This is a genomic window from Streptomyces venezuelae ATCC 10712, assembly GCF_008639165.1.
Lineage (GTDB): Bacteria > Actinomycetota > Actinomycetes > Streptomycetales > Streptomycetaceae > Streptomyces > Streptomyces venezuelae.
This window is the reverse complement of the sequence record NZ_CP029197.1, coordinates 2,930,959-2,955,548: the sequence shown is the minus strand read 5'-3', so window position 1 is coordinate 2,955,548 and position 24,590 is coordinate 2,930,959. Positions and strand designations below refer to the sequence as shown.

The window sequence follows — 24,590 nt, the reverse complement described above, 5'->3', positions numbered from 1 at the left end:
CGATGACCCCCGACCCGTACCCCGGCACGGCCCTGATCCCGGCACCGCTCCTCCAGGAGGCGCGCGGGGACTCCCCGGGCTCCTTCTCGCTCGACGAGCGGACCGTCTTCGACGCCGGCCCCGGCACCGAGTCCACCGCCCGCTGGCTCCGCACCGTCCTCGGCGCCGCCACCGGCCTGCCGTACGCCGACGGCACCGGCCCGCACGCGATCCGGCTGCGGATCAGCGAGGAGGTGGAGCGGGCGCACGGCCCCGAGGGCTACCGCCTCACCACCGAGAGCCCCGACGCCGCCGTCGTCATCGAGGGCGGCGGCCCTGCCGGGGTGTTCTGGGGCGCCCAGAGCCTCCGCCAGCTGCTCGGCCCCGACGCGTACCGCAGGGCGCCCGTCGCGGACGGCGGCCGGGACCTCCCGTACGTCACCGTCGAGGACCGGCCCCGGTTCGGCTGGCGCGGCCTCATGCTCGACGTCTCCCGGCACTTCATGCCCAAGGACGACGTCCTGCGCTACCTCGACCTCCTCGCCGCCCACAAGCTCAACGTCTTCCACTTCCACCTCACCGACGACCAGGGCTGGCGCATCGAGATCAAGCGCCACCCCCGGCTCACCGAGGTCGGCTCCTGGCGGGCCCGCAGCAAGTGGGGACACCGGGCCTCGCCGCTCTGGGACGACACCCCGCACGGCGGGTTCTACACCCAGGACGACATCCGCGAGATCGTCGCCTACGCCACCGAGCGGCACATCACCGTCGTCCCCGAGATCGACCTCCCCGGCCACTCGCAGGCCGCCATCGCCGCGTACCCCGAACTCGGCAACACCGACGTCGTCGACACCACCGCGCTCACCGTCTGGGACACCTGGGGCGTCAACCCCAACGTCCTCGCCCCCACCGAGACCGTCCTGCGCTTCTACGAAGGCGTCTTCGAGGAGGTCCTCGACCTCTTCCCCGGCACCTTCGTCCACGTCGGCGGCGACGAGTGCCCGAAGGACCAGTGGAAGGCCTCCCAGGCCGCCCAGGCCCGCATCGCGGAACTCGGGCTCGCCGACGAACACGAGCTCCAGTCCTGGTTCATCCGCCACTTCGACCGCTGGCTCACCGCCCGCGGACGGCGGCTCATCGGCTGGGACGAGATCCTGGAAGGCGGCCTCGCGGCGGGCGCGGCCGTCTCCTCCTGGCGGGGGTACGGCGGCGGGATCGCCGCCGCCGAGGCCGGGCACGACGTCGTCATGTGCCCCGAGCAGCACGTCTACCTGGACCACCGTCAGGCGCCGGGCGAGGACGAGCCGATGCCCATCGGATACGTCCGCACCCTGGAGGACGTCTACCGCTTCGAGCCCGTTCCGCCCGGCCTCTCGCCCCAGGCCGCCGCCCACATCCTGGGAACCCAGGCCAACGTCTGGACCGAGGTCATGGAGAACCGGTCCCGCGTCGACTACCAGGTCTTCCCCAGACTCGCCGCCTTCGCCGAGGTCGCCTGGTCCGCGCTCCCCGCGCCGGAGGCGCGCGACCACGCCGACTTCGCGCGCCGGATGCGCACCCACTACCGGCGCCTGGACGCCCTCGGCGTGGACTACCGGCCGCCCGCCGGACCCCACCCCCGGCAGCGGCGCCCGGGAGTGCTGGGACGCCCTCTGGAAGGCACGCCCCCGATCGTGTGAGGGACCCGACACGCCCCTTCACCCAAGAGCGGCGAAACGGAAGTTACCGTCGCTCCTCGGGGCGTCCCGGACGGAACAGTCCTTCGCGGACCCTCGCGCCGGACCGCTCGGAAGATGTGCCAGAGTTGCCACGTCCGGCCTGTGAGCACGTACGGTACGCCCACACGCAGGCGCGACGGCCGGGCACATTCGGGGACCACCGGGACACCGGGAAGGGGCAGCGGGTTGACCACGCACGCACCACAGACGGCGCAGTCCGTGACGCTGCCCGCCTCGCTCGACGAGGCCGTGGCGGCGCTCACCGCCATGCCGGCCGCCGTCCCCGTCGCCGGCGGCACCGACCTCATGGCCGCCGTCAACAAGGGTCAGCTCCGCCCCGCCGGACTCGTCGGCCTCAGCCGCATCAACGAGATCCGCGGCTGGCAGTACCAGGACGGCCACGCGCTCCTCGGCGCGGGCCTCACCCACGCGCGCATGGGCCGCCCCGACTTCGCCGCCCTCATCCCCGCCCTCGCCGCCGCCTCCCGCGCCGCCGGACCGCCCCAGATCCGCAACGCGGGCACCCTCGGCGGCAACGTCGTCACCGCCGCGCCCACCGGCGACTCGCTCCCCGTCCTCGCCGCCCTGGAGGCCGACCTCGTCGTCCTCGGGCCGCTCGGCAACCGCGAGATCCCCGTCTCCCACCTGCTCGCCGGCCGCGACCTGCTGGCCCCCGGCGAGCTCGTCGCCTTCGTCCGCGTCCCGCTGCTCCACGCCCCCCAGGTCTTCCTCAAGGCCACCGGCCGCACCGGCCCGGCCCGCGCCACCGCCTCCGTCGCCGTCGTCCTCGACCCGGCCCGCCGCGGGGTGCGCTGCGCGGTCGGCGCCGTCGCGCCGATGCCGCTGCGCCCGCTGGAGGCGGAGCGCTGGATCGCCTCGCTGGTCGACTGGGACAACGACCGGGGCCTCGCCCCGGAGGCGCTGGCGGCCTTCGGCGAGTACGTCGCCGCCGCCTGCATCCCGGACCCGCCGGGCGACGAGGTGTTGCCCCCGGCCGTACTGCACCTGCGGCGCACCGTCGCCGCACTCGCCCGACGCGCACTGGGGAGGGCACTGTCGTGAGCAGCAACGATCAGCACGGAAATCAGGGCGGCTGGGAGCCGATCCCGCAGAGCGAGGGGTACGACGGGGACGCCACCGCGTTCGTCCAGCTGCCGCCCGACTTCATGCTGGACGGCGTGCCCCTGGAGGCACCCGGCCACGGCTACGTACCGCCGATGATCACGCCGCTCCAGCCGCTCACCCCGGAGGCGGCGACGGACCCGGCGGCGACGGGCACGTGGTCCGTGCACCTGCCCGCGCAGGCGGAGCAGACGCAGTACTTCGACGGTGCGGCCGGCACGGAGTACGGGGAGCACGGCGGGTTCGGGGCCGGGCGGTACGCCACCGGTCAGGCCGAGACGGCCGAGCACGCCGAGTACGCCGAGTACGCCGAGCGGGACCCGCACGCGACGGCCGAGTGGCGCTTCACGGAGGTGACGGCGGACCCCGCCGGCCCCGGCGCCACGGGCCAGTGGGAGATTCCGGTCGTACCGGACGCGGTGGACGCGGCCGAAGGGGCGGGCTCCGCGGCGGAGTCGGCCGATTTCGCGGCCTCGGCCGTCAGGCCGTACGCGGACGCGCCGGCGACCCTCCCGGGCGGCGCCCCGGCGCCGTGGGTGCTGCCGCAGGAGCCGGAGCGGGCGGTGACGGAACCGGCGGCGGAGCCGGGGCCGGCGACGGCGGGCGAGCACGTCGAGCCGGTCGGGGCGGTCGAGCACGTCGAGGCGGTCGAGCCGATCGGGACGGTCGAGCACGTCGAGCCGATCGGGACGGTCGAGCCGGTCGGGGCGGCGGGGGCGGAGGCGGCCGACGCGTCGGCTCCGGCGGATACGTCTGACGTGTCCGGCGTGACGGAGGCGTCCGCCGTATCTGACGCGCCGGATGCGTCCGATGCGTCTCATGCGTCTCATGCATCGCATGTGTCTCATGCGTCCGATGTGTCTGATGGGTTCGATGTGACCCCGGAGCCGGGCGCGTTCGCCGAGGTGCCGGAGGCCGAACCCGCGCCCCCGGCGAGCTTCGCCGCCTCCACGGACAGCGACGAGCACCCCCACACCTCGTACACCCTCCGGGTCAACGGCGCCGACCGGCCCGTCACCGGCTCCTGGATCGGCGAGTCGCTGCTCTACGTCCTGCGCGAGCGCCTCGGTCTCGCCGGGGCCAAGGACGGCTGCTCGCAGGGCGAGTGCGGCGCGTGCAACGTGCAGGTCGACGGACGGCTCGTCGCCTCCTGCCTGGTCCCCGCGGCGACCGCCGCCGGGAGCGAGGTGCGGACGGTCGAGGGCCTCGCGGTCGACGGCGAGCCCTCCGACGTGCAGCGGGCGATGGCGAAGTGCGGCACCGTCCAGTGCGGCTTCTGCATCCCCGGCATGTGCATGACCGTGCACGACCTCCTGGAGGGCAACCACGCCCCCACCGAGCTGGAGGCCAGGCAGGCGCTCGCCGGCAACCTCTGCCGCTGCTCCGGCTACCGGGGCGTGCTCGAAGCCGTACGGGACGTCGTCGCCGAGCGCGAGGCCAGCGCCGCCGCCACCGCGTCCGACACCCCGGACGAGCAGCCCCGTGTCCCGCACCAGATTCCCCACCCGCACGACGGAGGCATGGCGTGAGCAGCGACGCGACCACCGCCGTTCCCACGGTCCCGCTCCTGGACACCCCCGGGACCCCGGGCCAGGAGCAGGCCGCACACGGCCTCGGCACCTCGCTCCCGCAGGCCGAGTCGCGGGCGAAGACCGAGGGCACCTTCCCGTACGCCTCCGACCTCTGGGCCGAAGGGCTGCTCTGGGCGGCGATCCTGCGCTCCCCGCACCCGCACGCGCGGATCGTCTCGGTCGACACCGAGGCCGCGACCGCGATGCCGGGCGTACGGGCCGTGGTGACCGCCGCGGACGTGCCGGGCGCGGCCACCTACGGCCGCCAGGTCGCCGACCGGCCGGTGTTCGCCTCGGACCTGGTCCGGCACCACGGCGAGGCGATCGCCGCCGTCGCCGCCGACCACCCCGACACGGCCAGGCTGGCCGCGGCGGCGATCAGCGTCGAGTACGAGGTGCTCGATCCGGTCACGGACCCGGAGAAGGCGTTCGCGGCGGAGGCGCTGCACCCCGACGGAAACCTGATCCGGCACATCCCGCTCCGCTTCGGCGACCCGGACGTGACCGGCGAGGTCGTCGTCGAAGGCCTGTACCGGATCGGCCGCCAGGACCCGGCACCGATCGGCGCCGAGGCCGGCCTCGCCGTACCGCGCCCCGACGGCGGGGTCGAGCTCTACACCGCCTCCACCGACCCGCACACCGACCGCGACCTGGCCGCCGCGTGCTTCGGCCTGCCGCCCGAGCAGGTGAAGCTGGTCGTCACCGGCGTCCCGGGCGCCACCGGCGACCGCGAGGACCCGGGCTTCCAGATCCCGCTGGGCCTGCTCGCACTGCGCACCGGCTGCCCGGTCAAGCTCACCGCCACCCGCGAGGAGTCCTTCCTCGGGCACGCCCACCGGCACCCCACCCTGCTGCGCTACCGGCACCACGCGGACGCGGAAGGGCGCCTGGTGAAGGTGGAGGCGCAGATCCTGCTCGACGCGGGCGCCTACGCCGACTCCTCGTCGGAGTCGCTCGCGGCGGCCGTCGCCTTCGCCTGCGGCCCGTACGTCGTCCCGCACGCCTTCGTCGAGGGCTGGGCGGTCCGCACGAACAACCCGCCGTCCGGCCATGTGCGGGGCGAGGGCGCGATGCAGGTCTGTGCGGCGTACGAGGCGCAGATGGACAAGCTCGCGGTGAAACTGGGCGTCGACCCGGCGGAGCTGCGCATGCGGAACGTGATGTCCACGGGAGACATCCTCCCGACCGGCCAGACCGTGACCTGCCCGGCCCCCGTGGCCGAACTCCTCGCAGCCGTACGCGACTTCCCGCTGCCCCCGCTGCCCAAGGACACCCCCGAGGGCGAGTGGCTGCTGCCCGGCGGCCCGGAGGGCGCGGGCGAACCCGGCGCGGTGCGCCGGGGCGTGGGCTACGCGCTGGGCATGGTGCACATGCTGGGCGCGGAGGGCACCGACGAGGTGTCCACGGCGACCGTACGGGTCCAGGACGGGGTGGCCACGGTCATCTGCTCCGCGGTGGACACCGGTTCGGGCTTCTCCACGCTCGCCCGCCAGATCGTGCAGGACACCCTCGGCATCGACGAGGTCCACGTGGCCCCGGTGGACACCGACCAGCCGCCGGCCGGACCCGCGGCGCACGGCCGCCACACCTGGGTCTCCGGCGGGGCGGTCGAGCGGGCCGCGAAGATGGTCCGCACCCAGCTCCTCCAGCCGCTGGCCCACCAGTTCGGCATGTCGACGGAACTCCTCCAGATCACCGACGGCAAGATCACCTCCTACGACGGCGTCCTGTCGACGACCGTCACGGAGGCCATGGACGGCAAGGAACTCTGGGCCACCGCCCAGTGCCGCCCCCACCCGACCGAGCCGCTCGACGAGGCGGGCCAGGGCGACGCGTTCGTGGGCCTCGCGTTCTGCGCGATCCGCGCCGTGGTCGACGTGGACATCGAACTCGGCGCCGTACGCGTCGTGGAGATGGCCGTCGCCCAGGACGTCGGCCGCGTCCTCAACCCCGCCCAGCTCGCCGTCCGCATCGAGGCGGGCATCACCCAGGGAGTCGGCGCGGCCCTCACCGAGAACCTCCGCACCGCCCGCGGACTGGTCCGGCACCCCGACTTCACGGGCTACGCACTCCCGACATCCCTGGATGCCCCGGACATTCGCATCGTGAAACTGGTCGAGGAGCGAGACGTCGTCGCGCCCTTCGGCGCGAAGGCCGCGAGCGCCGTCCCGGTCGTCACCTCACCCGCCGCAGTGGCCTCAGCGGTGCGCGCGGCGACGGGCCGCCCGGTCAACCGCCTCCCGATCCGCCCGCAGGCCGCCGTCGCCGTGCCCAATTCGTAACCATGTGATGTCCGTTGCTTGTGCAACCGGGAGATGCGTACTGTCGTCGTTCCTGGCTACAGTGAACTTCTAGACTCGGTAGTAGTTCGGTAGTTCGGCATCAGACGGCACGTCTCGGTGGTTCACAGGGGGAGGACGCGAGCATGCAGGCGTACATGGGCGGAGGCATGCGGACGCAGGCGGTGCGGTACAGCGCCGATTCCATCGACAAGTTCCGCACGGGCGTCGAAGGCCTCATCGAAGAGCTGGTCGGCTCCGAGGCAGCCCCCGGCAAGCTCAAGGCCGACAAGGTGACCCGCGCCCAGTTCGGCGGCGGCGGCGCGGCCTGGGCCGAGGCGCAGGGCGCCTACACCGCGTACAACGAGGTCCTTGGAAAGCTGGTCGAGCTCTCCGGCCTGCTCAACGACTGCCTGGAAGGCCTCGGCATCGCGGTCGTCGCCTCCAAGGACGGCATCGAGCAGATGGACGACGACATCAAGTACAAGATGATCGAGATCCACCAGCGGACGAAGGACGCGAAGCGGCAGGCGGACATCGAGGCGGGCCGCACCGCCCCGGCGAACGGCGCGGGTCAGACGGCAGAAGGCGACGCCTCGCTCAAGTAGGCGGGCGCGGACGGAATTTCGGGTTCACGGGGAAGAGGCGGAAGATGAGGCCTGCAGAGGGCGGCGGAGGCGGCGGAACCGACTTCAGCGGCATGTCCCACCAGCAGATGCTGGCATGGCTTGACGAAGCCAGCAGCTTCTATGTCGGCGACGCGGCGCGGAAGTTGAAGTCGGTCGCGGCACAGCTGGAGAAGATCGCCGGCGAGCTGAAGGCCAGCATGGAAGGCATGGACTGGGAGGGGGAGGCCGAGAAGGCCTTCGCCGAGTGGACCATCAACGTGGCCAACACGACGTCGAAGCTCGCGCTGTACAGCAAGCGCGGCGCGATCCCGATGGACGACAACTCCGCCGCCATCGCCGCGGCGCAGAGCGCCATGCCCCGGTACACCTCCCACGCGTCGGCCAAGGAGAACCTGGCCGCCGCGCGGAAGTACCACAACGACCCGGACTCGCAGTACATCGCCGGCCAGGCCCGAAGCCAGATGGCCGACTCCGAGGACCCCGCGGTCATCAAGGCCAAGGAAGAGGCGAACCGGCAGGCGGCGGCGGACGAGATGCGCCGCCTCTCGTCCACGTACCAGTGGTCGAGCTACCGGATGAGCAACGAGGTGCCGCCGGTGTTCCCGCCGCCGCCTGGGGCGTTCGTGCCGGACGCCGTGGACGACCGTGGTGGCAGCAACAGGAACATCACGTCCCTGCCTCAGGGCGAGAGGCACTCCACGAGCAACGACACCGAAACGACGACGACGCACACCACGCGTCCGCAGCAGGACACCCGGACCACACCGGACGACAACGTCGTCCGGCCCACGGACGACCCGACCCGGCCCACCCATGTGGTGCGCCCGGAGGTCCGCCCCGACACCCCGGTGGACCTGGGCATCGACAGCGTGGACACCCACACCCTGCCGCCCACCCAGACGACCGGCCCGACGACGCCCACCCCCGGTGGCCCGCCGCCGGTCAACAAGCCGGACTTCGGCACGCCTCCCTTCGTCACCACCGGCGTGCCCCCGTTCACGGGCAAGAACGGCCCCGGCCCGGTGGGCCCCACCGGCCCCGTCACCGGCGGCACGCGCAACCCCCTGTCCAACGGCGGCCCGCGCGGCCTCCCGGGCATGCCCGGCGCCACCCGCGAGGGCATCAGCGGCGGCCGGCAGGTGCCCCACACGGGCAGGCCCTCCACCGGCATCCCGCGCAGCACCGTCGTCGGTGCCGAGCAGGGCCGCAACGGCACCGGCATGGGCCGAGGCCCCATGGGCGGCGGCGGCATGGGCAGCCCCATGGGCGGCGGACAGAGCGGCATCAGCGGCGGACGCCGCCTCGCCGGCGAGACCGGCGGAGTCGTCGGCGGCAAGGCGCAGCGCGCCGGCACCACCGGCACCGGCGGACGCCCCTTCACGCCCGGCGGCTCCGGCCTCGTGCGCGGGAACACCGCCCGTGCCGATGAGCGCGAGGAGCAGAACGGAGAGCGTCCCGACTACCTGGTCGAGGACGAGGAGACCTGGCAGCAGGGGCGCCGAGTGGCGCCGCCCGTCATCGACTGATCAGCGCGAGGAAGCAGATGCGTACCAGCAGTATTCGTCGTAGCCGTGCCCGAGTCACCGCCTCGGCCGCGTTGGGGATGCTGCTGGTGGGCATCGCTTCCGTCCCTGCCCACGCGGACAGCATCCGCGCCAAGCAGTGGCACCTCGACGCCATGGGCGCCGAGGAGATCTGGCAGCTCAGCACGGGCAAGGGCGTCACGGTCGCCGTCCTCGACACCGGGGTGGACAAGGACAACCCCGACCTGCGGGGGCAGGTCCTCAAGGGCAAGGACCTCGCCGCCGACCAGGAGTCGGGTGACGAGTACACGGACTACACCGGACACGGCACGAGCATGGCCGGTCTCATCGCCGGTTCCGGGCGACGGGACGGCGGCAACGGCGCCTTCGGTCTTGCCCCCGGAGCGAAGATCCTTCCCATCCGCGTGCCGGGAGCCAGGGGCGGTGAGACGAACCAGGCGCAGGCCGACAAGGACTTCAACAGGTTCATGCCCGAGGCGATCCGGTACGCCGCCGATGCGGGCGCCAAGGTCATCAACATCTCGAAGGGCGCCCAGGCCGGCTCCCAGCAGCTCACGGACGCCGTGAAGTACGCCCTCGACAAGGGCGCGCTGGTCTTCGCGGCGGTCGGCAACACCGGTGACAAGAGCAATGACCTGGAATACCCGGCCGCGACCCCTGGCGTTGTCGGTGTCGGCGCCGTCGACAAGAAGCTGACGCGCGTCCCCACATCCCAGTACGGTCCGCAGGTCGATGTCGTCGCCCCCGGCAAGGACGTCGTGCATGCCTGTCATGGCGCCACCGGCGTCTGCGAGTCCTCCGGAACCAGTGACGCCACCGCCCTCGCCTCCGCCGCCGCCGCGCTCCTCTGGGCCAAGCACCCCGACTGGACCAACAACCAGGTCCTCAAAGTCATGCTCAACACCATCGCCGCGCCCACCGAGGGCGGGAAGCGCAGCGACTACATCGGGTACGGCGCCATCCGGCCGCTCCGTACGCTGAAGACCCCCGGCGACCCGGGGCCGGCCGATGTCCGGCCCATCGACGACCTGAAGGCCGTCGCGACCGAGGCGCCCGCCACCGAGGCGCCCGGGACCGCGTCCGCCGCGCCGACGCCCGCCGACGGGAAGACCGGGGCCCCGGCCCCCGCCCCGCAGGCCGCCACCACCGACGACGGCGGCAACACCGGCCTCTGGATCGGGCTCGGCATCGGCGCGGCCGTGCTGATCGCCGGAGCCGTCGCCGTGTCCGTACTTCGTTCGCGGCGGAGCTGAGACCGCTCCAGTCCGTGGACGTCCGCAAATCACTCATGGGGAAGTAGATGTCGTTCGACGAGGAGTGGAGCCAGGTCCGCAGCGAGGCCGCGGCGATGAGGCTCAACAGCGTGCCCACCGACCCCGGTGGGAGCGGCGGCGCCACCGACTACAAGGTGACCTCCGCCGATCTCAAGGCGATCGGCAACGAGGCCCAGGAGCTCTTCCACTGGTTCGAGCGGGACGCCTTCCACGCGGGCGCCCAGACCGACACGGCCGCCAAGAGCCTGGACGGTGACGGATTCCGTACCGGGTCGGCGATGTGGACCATGTGGGACACCTGGCGGGAGCAGTGCGAGACGCTCCTCAGCGCCTGCGCGCACATCCACAACCACCTCGAAGACACCGTCATCAGCCACGCCAATCATGAAGAAGTGCTGGTCACGAACTTCTCCATGTCCACGATCGACAAGCACTTCAACTGAGCCGACGCGCGGCGAGAGCGGCTGACGAGGGAAACACATGCTGAAGTTCGACCAGGTCCTCCACGCACACCTCAGCAGTCTCAAGGAGGCGATCACCGGCTGGTCGGAGACGGTGAGCAAGCTGGAGAAGGCCAAGGAGAAGGCGGACACGGGCCTCCAGGGCAAGGCCGACAAGGCCGACTGGAAGGGCGAGAACGCCGGGGTGACCCAGGCCTTCGTCCGGAAGACCGCCAAGGAGTTCGGCGACGCCCTGACCGAGGCGCGCAGCATCCGCAACATCCTGCGGGACGCGGAGACCGAGTTCCAGGCGGCGAAGAGCGAGCTGGAGAAGCTGGTGGCGGAGGCCCCCGGCAAGGGCATCCGGATCGACCAGGACGGGGTCGTCAGCTATCTGATCCACCCCGACCGCCGGGCCAAGGACTACGACGGCCCCAAGCCGGAGCAGGCCGACTTCGAAGCCATGCGGTCGGCGATCAAGGCCGCCATCACCCGGGCCGACGACGCCGACGACGTGGCCTCGCGCGCCCTGCGCACCCTCGTCGGCGGCGACAAGAACAACTTCTCCGGCACGAACTACGACTCCCTCAAGGCCGCCTCCAAGGTGCAGGACGCCGAGGACGCGCACGCCGCCTACGAGCTGTACAAGAAGGGCGACGAGGCCACTCCGGCGGAGATCGACAAGCTCAACGCCCTCTTCAAGGCCAACCAGAAGGACCCGTACTTCGCCGAGAAGTTCGCCCTGGAGGTCGGGCCCAAGGGCAGCATGGAGTACTGGGCGGACATGGGCGACCCGAGCGACGGCTCGCGCCTGGGCGTCGACCACCGGGACAAGCTCAAGGAACTCCAGACGAACTGGAGTATGACGCTCGCCACCGCGACCCATTCCACGAGCCCCGAGATGGAGCAGTGGAAGGCCGACGTCATCAAGGCCGGCACCGAGCCGATCCAGACGCGCGGCACCAGCCCGTACGGCTTCCAGGTCATGAGCAACCTGCTGCGGGTCGGCGACTACGACGACAAGTTCCTGAAGGACTACGGCAACGGGCTCGTCGTCGCCGAGCGGAAGATGACGCACGACGGGGCCCTGCCCCCGGGCCGTGCCTGGCAGCAGATGGGCGGCCAGCCGAGCCACCTGAACTGGCTGGGCGGCGACCTCGGCAAGGACCCGATGATCGGCTTCATGGAGGGCCTCGGGCACAACCCGAAGGCGTCCACGGAGTTCTTCAACAGCGACATCGACCTCACGCCGGAGAACAGCAAGGACAACAAGAAGCTCGACCCGTTCGACTACTTCTCCAAGGACCGCGAGTGGCCCGAGGAGCTGAACGACAAGGGCAACCTGACGAAGGAGCCCGGCTACAACGCGCTCGGCCACGCCCTGGAGTCCGCGACCACCGGCCATCCGTACGACGCCGAGGCCGAGGGCCTCAAGGACGTGCGGACCAAGGAGAACGCGGAGGTCATGCAGAAGGTCGTGGAGCGGTACGGCAGCGACCCGAAGTTCATGCACCAGCAGCCGGGCATCGACGACAGCCTGGGCAAGATGGGCGCCGCCTACATCGACGAGCTGAACCGTTCCCTGGAGACGGACAGCGACACGACGATGGAGGAGAAGACCAACTCCCCCTTCGGCTACAACGACGCCAAGGGCAAGTCCCGCTTCGGCGAGGAGTTCGACACCGGCCTGCTCTGGAACCGCGGCGACGCCGTCAACTTCATGGGCATCGTCTCGCAGAGCGAGACCGGCCACGCCACACTGTCGGCGGCCGAGACGCTGTACACGACCAGCGTCCTCGACCAGGTCGGCCCCAAGCCCGGCACCCCGTTCGACGAGCGGGACCTCACCGACGCGCGGACGACGCTGCGCATCGGGTCCGAGGCGCAGGGAATCATGGACGAGTCCCGCATGGCGCAGATCGACAAGGACTACGAGAAGGACTCCGAGGAGCACAAGAAGGCCGTCGGCAAGACCACCGAATGGGTCAAGTTCGGTGTCGGCGCGGTCGCGGCGGGCGGCGTCGTCGCCCTGACCGGCGGCGCCGGTGGCGTCCTCGTACCGCTGGCGGCCGAGACGGTCGGCGGCGCGGTGACCACCTTCATCGGGATGGAGGCGGACGACATCGCCGAGAAGTACGAGAAGGACGAGATGCTCAAGAAGAAGTCGGACGACCTCAAGAGCGAGGCGCTGTCCATGGGCAAGGAGAACTCGCTGCGGCCCGGCATCGCCTACGCCAACGCGCCCGGCTGGAACGAGAAGGACCGCAACTACCTCGACGAGATCCTGGTCGACTATGTTCGGGACGCTCGTCTGCACGCCCGGGACAACGACCTCCCGGACCCGTACGAAAAGAAGTGACGTTCATGAGGTCCGCGCTGGCAAGGATCGGGGTGGCCGCCGCAGCGGCCGCCCTCCTCACGAGCTGCTCCGGCGGCGACGGGGGTACGAAGGAACCCGAGGGCCTGGCCGCGGCCGAGGTCTGCGGGGGCTTCGCCAAGGAGGGGCCGGTCGAGGCCGCGCTGAAGGCCGTCCTGGGGAGCGACCGCTTCGAGGACAACTACTCGAAGCCGGACAAGGCCGTCGCCAGGCTGCGCGACGACGCGGCCGCGGAGTGGGCCGACGCCTACCGGCCGCAGCCCGTGACGTACTGCGGGCTGCGGCCCGCGGAGGGCGGCGAGAAGGACCTCAAGATCGAGGTGGGCGCGGTGGAGAAGGGCCCGTACCTGGACCCCGGGCTCGTCCCGAAGGTGACCTCCTACACCACGGGAATGGAGGCCTTCAGCTCCTCCGGGCTCGGCCACGTCTACTTCTCCTGCCGCCTCAAGGCACCCGCCCACGAGATCGTCGTCGAGACGACCGTCTGGGGCCCGGCGGGCGTCCCGGTGGCGGACCTGGAGCAGCGCACCCGTCTGATCACCCTCGCCAACGCGGCCGCCCGGCAGGTCTCGGCCAAGCTGGGCTGCCAGGGGGACGCACTCGCCACCGGCGTGCCCCCCACTCGCTCCTGAGCGGCGGGCTCTCCCGCTCGTAGCCCGTCGAGGGCCGGTCCTCGGCGGGCTCCTGCCCGTACGGCGGCGGCCTACTGCCCGTACACCGGCATCGCCGCGATGCGTCCCCCGCGGACGATGAAGACGCGGTTGCCGCCGCTCGCCAGCTGGTAGGCGCCCGTGCGCTGCATCGTGGCGAGGAAGAGGCGGTCGTGGGTGGTCTTGTGGACCACCTGCACCGAGCCGAGGTCGGGGGAGTGGAGCCAGACCGTCGCCCCCGCCACCGCCGGGGGGTTGACCGTGCCGATGCCGGTGCCGTCGAGGACCTCGTACCAGTCCGAGACCGGGAAGGACACGTCCTTCATGGTGCTGTAGCGGTAGGCGTTGTAGCTGTTGGCCGCGAAGACGAGGTCGCCGCTGGCCGTGGGGGTGCCCCAGCCCTGGGGGGAGTCGCTCTTCGCCGTCTCCTTCCACAGGAGGTCCCCCCGGTCCAGCCGGCGGGCGACCAGGTCCTTGCCTCCGAGGTAGGCGATGTTGTTGTCGCCGAGCGCGGGGGCCTGGCCGTCGGTGCCCTGGTCCTTGATCTCCCAGTCCGTCTCGCCCGTCTCGGTGAAGAGGGCGGCGACATGGCCGTCCCGGCCGTGGATCACGAGCCGTTTCCGGCCCACCGCGGCCTTCGCGGGGCCGTTCTGTGAGCGGGGTGACGTCATCGGGCGTGACCAGGTGGTGGCGAGGGTCCAGGCGTCGACCGCCCGCAGTTCGTTCTCCTTGGTCACCAGGTAGACGTGGGTGGCGTCGGCGGCGAGGACGTCGTCGACGTCGCCGCCGGTCTGCCAGACGGGCGCTCCGGTGGAGGCGACGAACGCGTTCAGGGCGCCCTTCTTGTCGACGCCGACGACGAGCCGGTCGGCGACGGAGACGAAACCGGCGTCCGCGTCGACGCCCGTCGCCCGCCAGCGTTCCTTCCCGTCCTTCACGGACAGGGCGAGCAGCCCGCCCGTCTTCGCCTGCACGATCACCACGTCTCGTACCGGCAGGGGGAGTTCACCGCCCGCCGCCGCCACGTCGAGCGGGCCCCACAGCGGCTTGGGCACCTCGCCGAACGGGGTGTCGATGACCGAGATGAAGGCGGCCTCCGGGGTCGGTACGGCCGGCGGCACGTCGAACGACGGGGTCTTCCCGCCCCGGTTCAGCCACCAGGCGCCCGCCCCGCCGCCCGCGCCGAGCACCGCCACGCCCACGGCGGCGCCGGTCAGGAAGCGGCGCCGGGACGGCGCACCGGACGGCACGGCGGTGTCCTCGGGCGCCGCCAGGCGCTTCGTGCCGGTCTCGCGCCGCTTGATGTCCTCGGCGAGCGGCCCCTTGCGCCAGGCGCGGTCGGCGCCCTTCGGCGGGGCGAAGGCCTCCGCGACCTGCGGGGGCTGCGGGCGGAACGCCGGGTCCTTCGCCAGGCAGGGCCCGATCATCTCCTGGAGCGCCGGCGGCACCTGGCTCATGTCGGGCGTCCCGTGCACCACCTCGTACTGGACGGCGGCGACATGGCCCGCGTCGAAGGCACGCCGCCCGCTCGCCGCGTAGACGAGGACCGCGCCGAGCGAGAACACGTCCGACGCCGGTCCGACGCGCTGCCCGAGGACCTGCTCGGGTGCCCCATACCCCGGGGTGACCGGGATCTGGCCGGTGGTGGTGAGGGTGAGGCCGTGCTCGGGGCGCGCGATGCCGAAGTCGATGATCCGGGGGCCGGTGGAGGTGAGCACGATGTTCGCCGGCTTGAGGTCGCGGTGGACCAGGCCCGCCGCGTGGATGTCGTGCAGGGTGCGGGCGAGCGGGTGGGCGAGGGCGCGGACCGTGGCCTCGTCCATCGGCCCGTACGCCCTGACGGCCTCGTCGAGGGTCGGCCCGGCGAGGAACTCGGCGGCGATCCACGGCCGTCCGCCCTCGGTCTGCGCCGCGAGCACCCGGGCCACGCCCTTGCTGGTGACGGCCCGTGCCATGTCGGCCTCGCGGACGAAGCGCTGGGCGAGGTGCTGGTCGTGGGCGAGTTCGGGGCGGAGGACCTTGACGGCGGCGGGCACACCGGCCGCGTCCCTGCCGATGTACACCTTGCCCATGCCGCCCTCGCCGAGGACGCCGAGCAGGCGGTACGGGCCGAGCCGGAGCGGGTCACCGGTGGCGAGGGGCTGCGTGGTCACGGGGATGCCTTCTGAGGGGAGATGGGTGATGGGGGTGAGGGGGGAAGGGGCCGGGGCATCGGTCCCCGGGCGGCCGTCAGACGTACGGGATGGCCATCACGGACGTCTCCCCGGCGCCGATGACCCGGGTCCGTGCCTTGTCGACGACGAACCGCGTGGCGTCCGTCGGGAACACCCATTTCGAGACGTGGGTGGTCCGGTCGACGGCGCTGAGACCGCCCCGGACCGGCGCGTACACGTACTTCTCGCCGACCACGGGCTGCTCGAACAGGGTCGGCGTCATGCTGCGGCCGGAGAAGACCTCCTCCCAGCGTTTGAGGCCCTTGTCCGCGCTGACCGCCACGATCCCCACGCCGTTCTTGTTGGCGTGGACGAGGCCGTCCGCGAGGACCGGTACGCCGTACTCGGTGGTCCGGGTGCCGGAGCCGTACTCCCAGGCGATCCTGCCGTCGGTGAGGCGCAGCGCCCGCAGCCGGTCGCCGCCCAGGTAGACGTGCCGGTCGTCGGTGACGAGCTGGCCGGGGATGTACCACGACGAATCCTTCAGGGGGAGCCGCCGCTGCCACAGCTGCCGGCCGGTGCGCAGATCCCGGGCCTGGACGAGGAACGACTCCAGGTCGCTGCTGTTCTTGCCCAGGATCAGCCGGCCGCCGGCGATCCGGGAGAGCCAGGGGCGCACCCCGTCCCAGTCGTAGTCGTGGCGCCACGCCAGCTTGCCCGTGCGCAGGTCGAGGGCGAACAGGTGCCAGTCCTTGTCGTCGTCGTCGACGGAGTCGTGGTACGAGCCGCGCCGGGCCGTGGCGTAGACGACGCCGCCCGCCGCGGTGATCAGTTCGGTGTTGCGGTGGGGGCCGACGAAGCCCTTGAGGACGACCTCACGGGCCGTCTCCTTGCCGGTACGGGGGTCGAGCGTACGAATGCGGAAGGCGCCCGGGCCTTCCATGGGGCCGTCCACCGCGAAGAAGGAGGTGCCGTCGGTGGTGACGTGCAGCGCCTCGAGGACCTTGGAGTCCTCCCAGAGTTCGGTGCCGTCCTTCGGGTCCACGGCCCGGAAGGAGACCGTCTCGGAGAATCCGACGACGTCCCCGGCCAGCAGCGGGGTGGCCTTCTCGTCCCGGTCGAGGACCTTGCCCTGCCACAGCGCCGCCGGCGCCCCGTCGGACGCGGTCGTCGCGGGGATCGCCGTCGGGCCGGTCGGGGTGGCTCCGCCGGCCGTCGCGCCCTTCTCGTCCTCCCGCGTCCCCAGCCAGGCCCAGGCGCCGCCGCCCGCCGCCGCCACGCCGAGCAGCGCCGCGCCGCCCGCCGAGAGGAGTCGTCGCCGGGAGAGCGGGGTGTCGGGGGTGGTCTCCGCCAGGGCGGCCGCCGCGGGGGCCGGGAGGCGGTGGGGGGTGTGGAGCCAGACGTCGGTGGCGCGGCGGGCGATGTCGGCGAGCAGCAGCGGGGGGAGGTGGTCGGCGAACTCGCCGTGGCCGTCGTGGAGTCGGTCGATCAGGGTGCCGGTGGTGGGGCGGGCCGCCGGGTCCTTGGCGAGGCAGGCCGTCAGGATCGGCAGCAGCGCCTCGGGTACGCCGGTGAGGTCGGGGTCGGCGTAGCGGACGCGGTAGAGGAGGTCGGCGGCGGAGCCCGTACCGAAGGGGCCGTGGCCGGTGGCGGCGAAGACCAGGACGCCGGCGAGGGCGAACACGTCACCGGCGGGCGGGTGTTCCTGGCCACTGGCCTGCTCGGGCGACATGAAGGCCGGCGTGCCGGCCGCCGTCCCGGTCCGGGTCAGCCGGTCGTCGCCCGCCGCGCGGGCGATGCCGAAGTCGATGATCTTCGGGCCGTACGCGGTGACGAGGACGTTCGACGGTTTGAGGTCGCGGTGGACCACGTCCGAGGAGTGCAGCTGCGCCAGCGCCCCGGCGAGCGCGGCGCCGAGGGCGCGGACGGTCGGTTCGGGGAGCGGGCCGCCGAGTGCGACGGCGTCGTCGAGGGGCGGGCCGAGGACGTACTCGGTGGCCAGCCACGGTGTCTCGGCCAGCGGATCGGCGTCGACGACGGCCGCGCCGTGGCGGGCGCCGATGATCCGCGCCGCGTCCGTCTCCAGCCGGAAACGGGCCCGGAAGGCGGGGTCGGTGGCGAGCCGGGCGTGCACGGTCTTGAGGGCGACGGTACGGCCGCCGGGGGTGCGCGCCAGGTAGACCGTGCCCATGCCGCCGGAACCGAGGCGGGCGATGAGCCGGTACGTGGCGACGGCGGCCGGGTCGTCGTGGGTGAGGGGCGACAGCATGCGATGAGGTCCGTCAGGTAGGTCGGTGCGGGGAGGGTGGCCGGGCAGGGTCCGGTGCCGGGGCGGCGGGGGCTCCCGGGGCCGCGCGGCTCGTGTGCGGTGAGGGGTGTGGGGTGTGCGGCGGGCCTCAGACCGCCGCCGGCTCGGGCGTCTCCGCGGCGAGGAGTTCCGCGGACTGGCGGGCCAGTGCGGCGACCACCCGGCCCGGCAGCCAGCCCGGGGTCAGGAGGGTGCCGGCCGAGTTCAGGACCGTCTCGTGCGCGGTCGGCGGGGCCAGCGCGGTCATCAGGGCGGGGGCCGTGGGGCGGTCGGCCGGGTCGCGGGCCAGACAGGCGGAGACCACCGGGCGCAGGGCGGGCGGGAGTTCGTCGCGTTCGGGCACGGTGTGGCCGGTGCTCGCGTACGCCAGGACGGCGCCCAGGGCGAAGACGTCCCCCGGCGGTCGCGGTCGGCCGCCCGAGGCCTGTTCGGGGGCGAGGGCCCCCGGGTCGAGGCCGGGCAGGCCGGTGCGCCGCTCCCCGTCGGCCGCCGCGGCCCGTACCGCGCCGAAGCAGGTAAGCCGCGGGCCGTCGGCGGTGAGCAGGACGGCCGCGGGGGAGACCCCGGCGTGCGTGAGGCCCTGGCCGTGCGCGGCGGCGAGTGCCTCGGCGAGGGCGGCGCCGACGGCGCGGACGGTGGCCTCGGGCAGCGGGCCGCCGTGGACCGCGAGGGCCACCGGAAGCGGGAGCGCCGGGACGTAGGGGGTCGCGTACCAGGGGGCTTCGCCGGGGCCGGCGAGGCCCGTCACGGGGGCGGTCCAGGGGCCGAGGAGGAAGCGGGCGGCCTCGGCCTCCGCCGCGAACCTGGCGGGGTCGGTGCCGGGCAGCGGCGTGCTGAGCAGCACGGTGTGCTCGCCGTCCTCGGTGCGGGCCACGAACCGGCGGCAGGGCAGCGCGGAACCGGGCGGATCGAGACGGGTGATCAGCCGGAAGGGGCCGATCCGCCGCGCGGATTCCTGCTGTGCGCGCGACTGTTCCACCGTTCGTACCCCCCCGTCGTCCGTGCACCCCGTGGTGACGGGGGCGGGTCGAGCCTATCGAGGCGGGACGGGAGGCGAGGGTGCAGGGGGCGTGCTCCGGGGTCCGGGAAGTCCGGGCTGTCCCGGTTGCGAAGGTGAAGTGGGCATGCGGGGGCGGTGAAGATCTCGGGGTCGTGGGTCATTCCCGGTGAGCAGGGGGCCGACGGGGGCCCATGGGGCTACGATCACCCTGATTCCGTGGGCACGGAACTTGCTGGGGCGAAGCCGGAACGATCACGTCACGTCAGATCGCAACACGTCACGTCGCGGGGGAGAGCATGTCGTTCGACAAGGAATGGGCGTCGGTACGCACCGCGTCCACGGCCGAGGTGAGCATGAGGCTCAACCAGGTGGCCCCGGAGCCCGGCACCGGCGGCGGCAACGCCGACCTCGGCGTCGACCAGGACAAGCTCGGAGCCATCGGCGGCGCCGCGTACGCGCTGCACGGCCGGCTGGTCAAGGACGGGAACCACGCGCGGACGAGCACCACGGAGGCGGCGGCCGGCCTGTCCAGCCACGGCTTCCTCACCGGGTCCGCGATGTCGACCGTGCAGGAGACGTGGAGCTCGCAGCTGAGCACCCTGCTCGACGCCTGCGCCAACATCTCCAACCACCTCGACTACAGCGCGGCTTCGCACGCCAAGGAAGAGGCGGACATCACGGCGGCCCTCGCGGCCTCCGCGATCAACGAGTACCTCAAGTAGGGCGGGGGCCTGCTGTGCTGACCTTTGACAACGTGTACCAGGCGCCGCTCGACAAGATGAAGACCGCGGCCGACGAGTGGGCCGCGATGAAGGGCAAGCTGGACAAGCTCGCCGAGGACGCCCGTACGACGATGGCGGCGAAGGCCAAGGACGAGTACTGGCGCGGGGTGAACGCCGAGGTCACCAAGCCGTTCGTGGACAAGACCGCGAAGGAGTTCGACGACGCCGCCAAGGCCGCCGACGGCATCCACAAGGTCCTGGAGGACGGCTACAACGCCTTCAAGAAGGCCAAGGACGAACTCAAGAAGATCGTCGACGTCGACGCTCCCGCGAAGCGCTTCAGGGTCAGCTCCGCCGGCAAGGTCGAGGCCGTCGAGCCGATCTCCCGGACCAAGGACCAGGGGCTGCGGCACGACCCCGACTTCCAGGACCTGATCCGCAAGGAGAACGCCGACATCGACGCGATGCAGCAGCGTATCGACGCGATCGTCGAGACCTGCGACGACGCGGACGTGTCCTGCTCCAACGCGCTCAAGGCCAACATCACCGGCGACCGGCACAACTTCAGCGCCCCCCGGTACACCAGCCTCGACGCCGAGGAGGCGCAGCGCGCCGTCGACCTGGCGAAGAAGGGCCGGGACATCACCCACGAGGAGCTGACCCGACTCAACGAGCTGCTCAAGGACAACAGCGGCTCCAAGGAGTTCTCCCGCACCTTCTACGACGGCATGGGCCCCAAGGGCGCCCTGGAGTTCTTCGGTCAGCTGTCCACGGACACGTACGACTACTCGAAGGTCGACAAGGAGCGGCTCGCCGACGTCCAGGAGCTCCAGAAGAACATGGGCCTCAACCTGGCGACGGCGACGCAGGGCGGCGACGCGTGGACCGACAAGTGGTCGGCGGAGATGCGCAAGCTCGGCACCGAGCGCATCCCGCTCGCCAAGTACGACAACAACCCGGCGTACGGCTACCAGCTGCTCGGCGGCATCATGCGCTACGGCGACTACGACAAGCGGTTCCTGGTCCCGATCGCCGAGCACGTCACCCAGCTCCACGCGAAGGACCCGTACCTCTTCGCCGACAGCAAGCCGATGGGCGGCTGGCTGAAGAACCAGTACAACCCGTCGGGCGTCAACGGCTCGGGCTTCGACCCGATGGTCTCGATGCTGGAGGCGCTGGGGCACAGCCCGGAGGCGTCCAAGGAGTTCTTCTCGAAGGAGCCGACGTCCTACAACAAGGACGGCAGCGTCGGCGGGACGGTCGACCTGGACCCCAAGAAGGACGGGAACCAGAAGGGCTACCTGGACTACTTCCAGAACAAGGACTACGACTTCTTCCCGGACGTCGAGGGCCACAACCCGGACGACTGGAAGAAGTCCGCCGAGTACATGCCGGACGCCCTCGGCCACGCCTTGGAGGCGGCGACCACCGGACACGGCTGGGACGACCCCAACCCCCAGCTGCACCGCGACGAGAAGTCCGCCGAGATCATGAAGCAGGTCATCGACTCCTACGGCACCAACACGGAACTGCGCGAGCAGCACAAGCCGCTGATGGACAGCCTGGGGCGGATGGGGGCCGCGTACATCGACGACCTGAACTACTCGACGTACAACTTCGGCGATTCCGGCGACGCCCTCGGCCGGGACAAGCTCTTCGGCGTGAGCAGCGACGGCAGCTCGCGCACGGACTTCGGCGAGGGCGCCAGCCTCCGGTTCATGAACGCCGTCGCGGCCGACGAGAACGGGTACAAGACGCTCTCCGCCGCACAGCAGGTCTTCGAGGCCGGCGGTCTCAAGGCGCTGGAGGGGGACAAGGGCTCCCAGCTCACCTTCCTCCACAACTCGACCAAGGTGCACGGCATCCTCGACGAATCGCGCATCGACGCCATCTCCCTGGAGTTCAAGGACCAGGAGGAGGCCAAGAACCTGGAGATGGAGAAGCAGGCGGAGTGGCGGAAGTCCGCCGTCAGCGGGGGTGTCGCCGCAGTGGTCGGCGTCGGCTCCGCCGTGGTGCTCGGGCCCGCCGCGGGACTCGTGGCGGCGACCGCTGTACCGATCCTCATGGAGACCGTCGGTTCCGCGATCAGCACGGACTACGCCTCGGACACCCTTCAGTACCTCAAGGACAACGAGTACAAGAACGACGACGAAGCGGACTCCGCCGTCGTGGACGCCCGCCAGGAAGGCCGCCGCGCCGTGGTCGTCCCCTCCCTCCACGTCGCCGAGATGCAGGGCATGACGCAGACCGAGCGGCAGGAACTGATGCGCGAGATCGAGGCCTCGTACAACATGGGCGCGAAGAGCGTCGACGACCTGACCGCGAACAAGTGAGGTGGCGGACGGTGAGTGACACGCGCAGGCCGGGGGCCATCGCCGCCGGGGCCTTGGCCGTGGCCCTGATCCTGAGCGGGTGCTCCGACGACGGGCCGGGCGGACGTGAGGAGCCGGGGGCCGTCTCCCCGGCCGCCCTGAAGAACTGCGGGAAGGTGTTCGGGGAGCGGAACGTCGAGGCGCTCCGAGCCGACCTCGGGAAGGATTTCCAGCCGCACGACCGTTCGCTCGGCGAGATGAAGGAGCGGATGCTGGTGGAGGCGCAGCTCTGGAATCCCGCCACGGACAAGCTCGCCCGGACGTCCTTCCATCCCTGCCAGATCGAGGGCCGGGCCGACGGGAAGGAAGCCTGGGTCATCGCCACGGTCGGCTGGTCGAAGTACGGCGTGGCCTTCATGACCGAGGGGAAGCACGCGCGCGAGTTCCGCGAGGTGGCGAAGGGGGTCTATCTCGACCTCCGGCAGGGGACCGACGGCGCCCGCACCCTCGTCATGCCGTGTGCGGTCCCCGGCACCCGGGCCGGACAGGGAGAGAACCTGCCGCTCCAGGTCTCCCTGACCGACACGGACCGCACGGCCCGGACGGTGTCCACGGACCAGCTGCTGAAGGCGCTCGCGGAGAGCACCCGGGAGTTGCTCGGCTGCGCCGAGAAGGTCACCGTGCCGGAGAAACCGCTGTCCTGAGGACGGGGCCCCCGAGGGGGGGCGTTTGGAGACCGTGGCGGGAATCGAACCCGCGTAACTCGCTTTGCAGGCGAGCCCCTGAACCTCTCGGGCACACGGTCGTGTGGTGCGACGGGTATGACGTTAGGGCGGGGGCCGGGAGGGGTGGAAGGGGTTCCGGGGGTGTGCCACGGGACTGCAATGCCGCTGCCACACCGCGTTCACAGAGGGGGCGGCGGACGCCTTCCGGTCGTACGTCGAAGGGCTGAGCGGGACCGGGACTCCTGACAGGGGTCATCTGGTGCTTCACCTCTTACCCTGGGGGGATGAGCGCCCTCGAACCCCGCGACGCCGCCGCCGACGCCGGCGCCGCCCCACCCCCCGGCCCCCTTGCCCCGCACGACGAGAGCAAGGGGTCCGTCCTCGACCCGGTCCACCGGGCGCTCAGCGTCGGCATCGTCTCCGTCGTCCTGCTCATCGCCTTCGAGGCCACCGCCGTCGGCACCGCGATGCCCGTCGCCGCCCGCGAGCTGAACGGCGTCTCCGTCTACGCCTTCGCCTTCTCCGCGTACTTCACCACCAGCCTCTTCGCCATGGTCCTGGCCGGGCAGTGGTCCGACCGCGGCGGCCCGCTCGCGCCCCTCACCGCCGGGATCAGCGCCTTCGCCGCCGGCCTGCTGCTCTCCGGGACGGCCGGCGCCATGTGGCTGTTCATCCTCGGCCGGGCCGTCCAGGGCCTCGGCGGCGGGCTGGTCATCGTCGCGCTGTACGTGGTCGTCGGCCGGGCCTACGCCGAGCACCTCAGGCCCGCGATCATGGCCGCGTTCGCCGCGTCCTGGGTCGTCCCCTCCGTCGTCGGACCGCTCGCCGCCGGAACCGTCACCGAGCACCTCGGCTGGCGCTGGGTCTTCGTCGGCATCCCCGTCCTCGTCGTCTTCCCGCTCGCCCTCGCCCTCCCCGCGATACGCCGCACCGCCTCCGGCCCCGCCGACCCCACCGCGCCCGTCACCCCGTGGGACCGGCGCCGGATCCGGCTCGCGCTCGGCATCTCGGCGGGCGCCGCGCTCCTGCAGTACGCCGGTCAGGAGCTGCGCTGGCTCTCGCTGCTGCCGGCGGCGGCCGGCGCCGCGCTCCTCGTGCCCGCCGTGCGCGGGCTGCTGCCGCACGGCACCTACCGGGCGGCCCGCGGCCTGCCGTCCGTGGTCCTGCTGCGGGGCATCGCCGCGGGCGCGTTCATCGCCGCGGAGTCCTTCGTGCCGCTGATGCTGGTCACCCAGCGCGGTCTGAGCCCCACCCTCGCGGGTTTCTCCCTCGCCCTCGGCGGCCTCACCTGGGCGCTCGGCTCCTGGATCCAGGCCCGGCCGTGGACGGAGCCGTACCGGGAGCGGCTGGTCGTCCTCGGCATGGTCCTGGTGGCGCTCGCCATCGCGGCGGCGCCGAGCGTGCTGATCACGGCCGTGCCGGTGTGGGTGCTCGCGGCGGCCTGGGGGCTCGGCTGCCTCGGCATGGGGTCCGTGATCGCCTCGACGAGCGTGCTGCTGATGAAGCTCTCCGCGCCCGAGGAGGTCGGCGCGAACTCGGCCGCCCTGCAGATCTCGGACGGCCTCTCCAACGTCCTGCTGCTCGCGGCCGGCGGCGCGGCCTTCGCGGCGCTCGGCGGCGGCGCGGTGGGTCACGCGGTCACGTCCGCCGCGGGCACCGGCTCGCATCCGGGGGCCTTCGCGGCCGTCTTCCTGCCGATGGCGGGGGTGGCGGCGGTGGGGGCGTGGGTGGCGACCCGGCTGCAGGGGGCGCCGGCGCGGGCCTGAGGTAACTGGTACCACCTTGGC

Annotated in this window: 17 protein-coding genes and 1 tRNA gene; 14 read left to right on the top strand and 4 right to left on the bottom strand. The window is 72.3% G+C overall.

The window, feature by feature from the left end; genetic code table 11:
- Positions 1 to 2 precede the first annotated feature (2 nt).
- From DEJ43_RS13465 to DEJ43_RS13420, 10 genes are all read left to right on the top strand, one after another.
- The gene (locus DEJ43_RS13465) at positions 3 to 1,658 is read left to right on the top strand and encodes a beta-N-acetylhexosaminidase (protein ID WP_015033914.1); all 1,656 of its coding nucleotides are present in this window, start codon (positions 3 to 5) and stop codon (positions 1,656 to 1,658) included.
- A 225-nt stretch (positions 1,659 to 1,883) separates the two neighbouring features.
- Positions 1,884 to 2,759 carry an FAD binding domain-containing protein gene (locus DEJ43_RS13460; RefSeq protein WP_071891313.1) on the top strand — a complete coding sequence of 292 codons (876 nt, stop codon included), beginning with the start codon at positions 1,884 to 1,886 and terminating at the stop codon, positions 2,757 to 2,759.
- Positions 2,756 to 4,348: a 2Fe-2S iron-sulfur cluster-binding protein gene (locus tag DEJ43_RS13455; RefSeq protein WP_015033912.1), complete on the top strand. Its 1,593-nt coding sequence runs from the start codon at positions 2,756 to 2,758 to the stop codon at positions 4,346 to 4,348. The genes DEJ43_RS13460 and DEJ43_RS13455 overlap by 4 nt, the downstream gene beginning before the upstream one ends.
- A complete protein-coding gene (locus tag DEJ43_RS13450) occupies positions 4,345 to 6,672 on the top strand; it encodes a xanthine dehydrogenase family protein molybdopterin-binding subunit (RefSeq protein WP_015033911.1) in 2,328 nt (775 codons plus the stop codon). The genes DEJ43_RS13455 and DEJ43_RS13450 overlap by 4 nt, the downstream gene beginning before the upstream one ends.
- A 143-nt stretch (positions 6,673 to 6,815) precedes the next feature.
- Positions 6,816 to 7,277 (top strand): hypothetical protein, encoded by a 462-nt coding sequence (locus DEJ43_RS13445; protein WP_015033910.1) that lies wholly within the window; start codon positions 6,816 to 6,818, stop codon positions 7,275 to 7,277.
- Between the two features lie 44 nt (positions 7,278 to 7,321).
- Entirely contained in the window at positions 7,322 to 8,824 is a 1,503-nt protein-coding gene (locus DEJ43_RS13440) for a hypothetical protein (protein ID WP_015033909.1), read from the top strand.
- 17 nt (positions 8,825 to 8,841) lie between these two features.
- Positions 8,842 to 10,095 carry a type VII secretion-associated serine protease mycosin gene (gene mycP / locus DEJ43_RS13435; RefSeq protein ID WP_015033908.1) on the top strand — a complete coding sequence of 418 codons (1,254 nt, stop codon included), beginning with the start codon at positions 8,842 to 8,844 and terminating at the stop codon, positions 10,093 to 10,095.
- A gap of 47 nt (positions 10,096 to 10,142) precedes the next feature.
- Positions 10,143 to 10,559: a hypothetical protein gene (locus tag DEJ43_RS13430; protein ID WP_015033907.1), complete on the top strand. Its 417-nt coding sequence runs from the start codon at positions 10,143 to 10,145 to the stop codon at positions 10,557 to 10,559.
- 37 nt (positions 10,560 to 10,596) lie between these two features.
- Positions 10,597 to 12,915 carry a DUF6571 family protein gene (locus tag DEJ43_RS13425; RefSeq protein WP_015033906.1) on the top strand — a complete coding sequence of 773 codons (2,319 nt, stop codon included), beginning with the start codon at positions 10,597 to 10,599 and terminating at the stop codon, positions 12,913 to 12,915.
- A gap of 5 nt (positions 12,916 to 12,920) precedes the next feature.
- Positions 12,921 to 13,565, top strand: coding sequence for a hypothetical protein (locus DEJ43_RS13420; protein WP_202490754.1), 645 nt, complete (start codon positions 12,921 to 12,923; stop codon positions 13,563 to 13,565).
- A 71-nt stretch (positions 13,566 to 13,636) separates the two neighbouring features.
- On the opposite strand, the gene DEJ43_RS13415 is transcribed toward DEJ43_RS13420, so the two are convergent.
- The 3 genes from DEJ43_RS13415 to DEJ43_RS13405 form a co-directional block, all read right to left on the bottom strand.
- The gene (locus DEJ43_RS13415) at positions 13,637 to 15,736 is read right to left on the bottom strand and encodes a protein kinase domain-containing protein (RefSeq protein WP_015033904.1); all 2,100 of its coding nucleotides are present in this window, start codon (positions 15,734 to 15,736) and stop codon (positions 13,637 to 13,639) included.
- Between the two features lie 76 nt (positions 15,737 to 15,812).
- Complete coding sequence (locus DEJ43_RS13410; RefSeq protein ID WP_015033903.1) at positions 15,813 to 18,005, bottom strand: protein kinase domain-containing protein; 2,193 nt, start codon at positions 18,003 to 18,005, stop codon at positions 15,813 to 15,815.
- Positions 18,006 to 18,132: 127 nt separating this feature from the next.
- Positions 18,133 to 19,023: a protein kinase family protein gene (locus DEJ43_RS13405; RefSeq protein WP_015033902.1), complete on the bottom strand. Its 891-nt coding sequence runs from the start codon at positions 19,021 to 19,023 to the stop codon at positions 18,133 to 18,135.
- Positions 19,024 to 19,340: 317 nt separating this feature from the next.
- On the opposite strand from DEJ43_RS13405, the gene DEJ43_RS13395 reads away from it, so the two are divergent.
- Genes DEJ43_RS13395 through DEJ43_RS13385 form a run of 3 tightly spaced genes read left to right on the top strand, consistent with a single transcriptional unit; the run spans position 19,341 to position 22,782 of the window.
- Positions 19,341 to 19,766: a hypothetical protein gene (locus tag DEJ43_RS13395; RefSeq protein WP_015033901.1), complete on the top strand. Its 426-nt coding sequence runs from the start codon at positions 19,341 to 19,343 to the stop codon at positions 19,764 to 19,766.
- Positions 19,767 to 19,780: 14 nt separating this feature from the next.
- Positions 19,781 to 22,099, top strand: coding sequence for a hypothetical protein (locus tag DEJ43_RS13390; protein WP_015033900.1), 2,319 nt, complete (start codon positions 19,781 to 19,783; stop codon positions 22,097 to 22,099).
- A gap of 11 nt (positions 22,100 to 22,110) precedes the next feature.
- The gene (locus tag DEJ43_RS13385) at positions 22,111 to 22,782 is read left to right on the top strand and encodes a hypothetical protein (RefSeq protein WP_181399425.1); all 672 of its coding nucleotides are present in this window, start codon (positions 22,111 to 22,113) and stop codon (positions 22,780 to 22,782) included.
- Positions 22,783 to 22,808: 26 nt separating this feature from the next.
- Here the strand turns inward: DEJ43_RS13385 and DEJ43_RS13380 are convergent.
- Positions 22,809 to 22,883, bottom strand: a tRNA-Cys gene (locus DEJ43_RS13380).
- 204 nt (positions 22,884 to 23,087) lie between these two features.
- Between DEJ43_RS13380 and DEJ43_RS13375 the strand changes: the two genes are divergently transcribed.
- Positions 23,088 to 24,569, top strand: coding sequence for an MFS transporter (locus tag DEJ43_RS13375; RefSeq protein WP_015033898.1), 1,482 nt, complete (start codon positions 23,088 to 23,090; stop codon positions 24,567 to 24,569).
- The last annotated feature ends 21 nt before the right edge of the window (positions 24,570 to 24,590 follow it).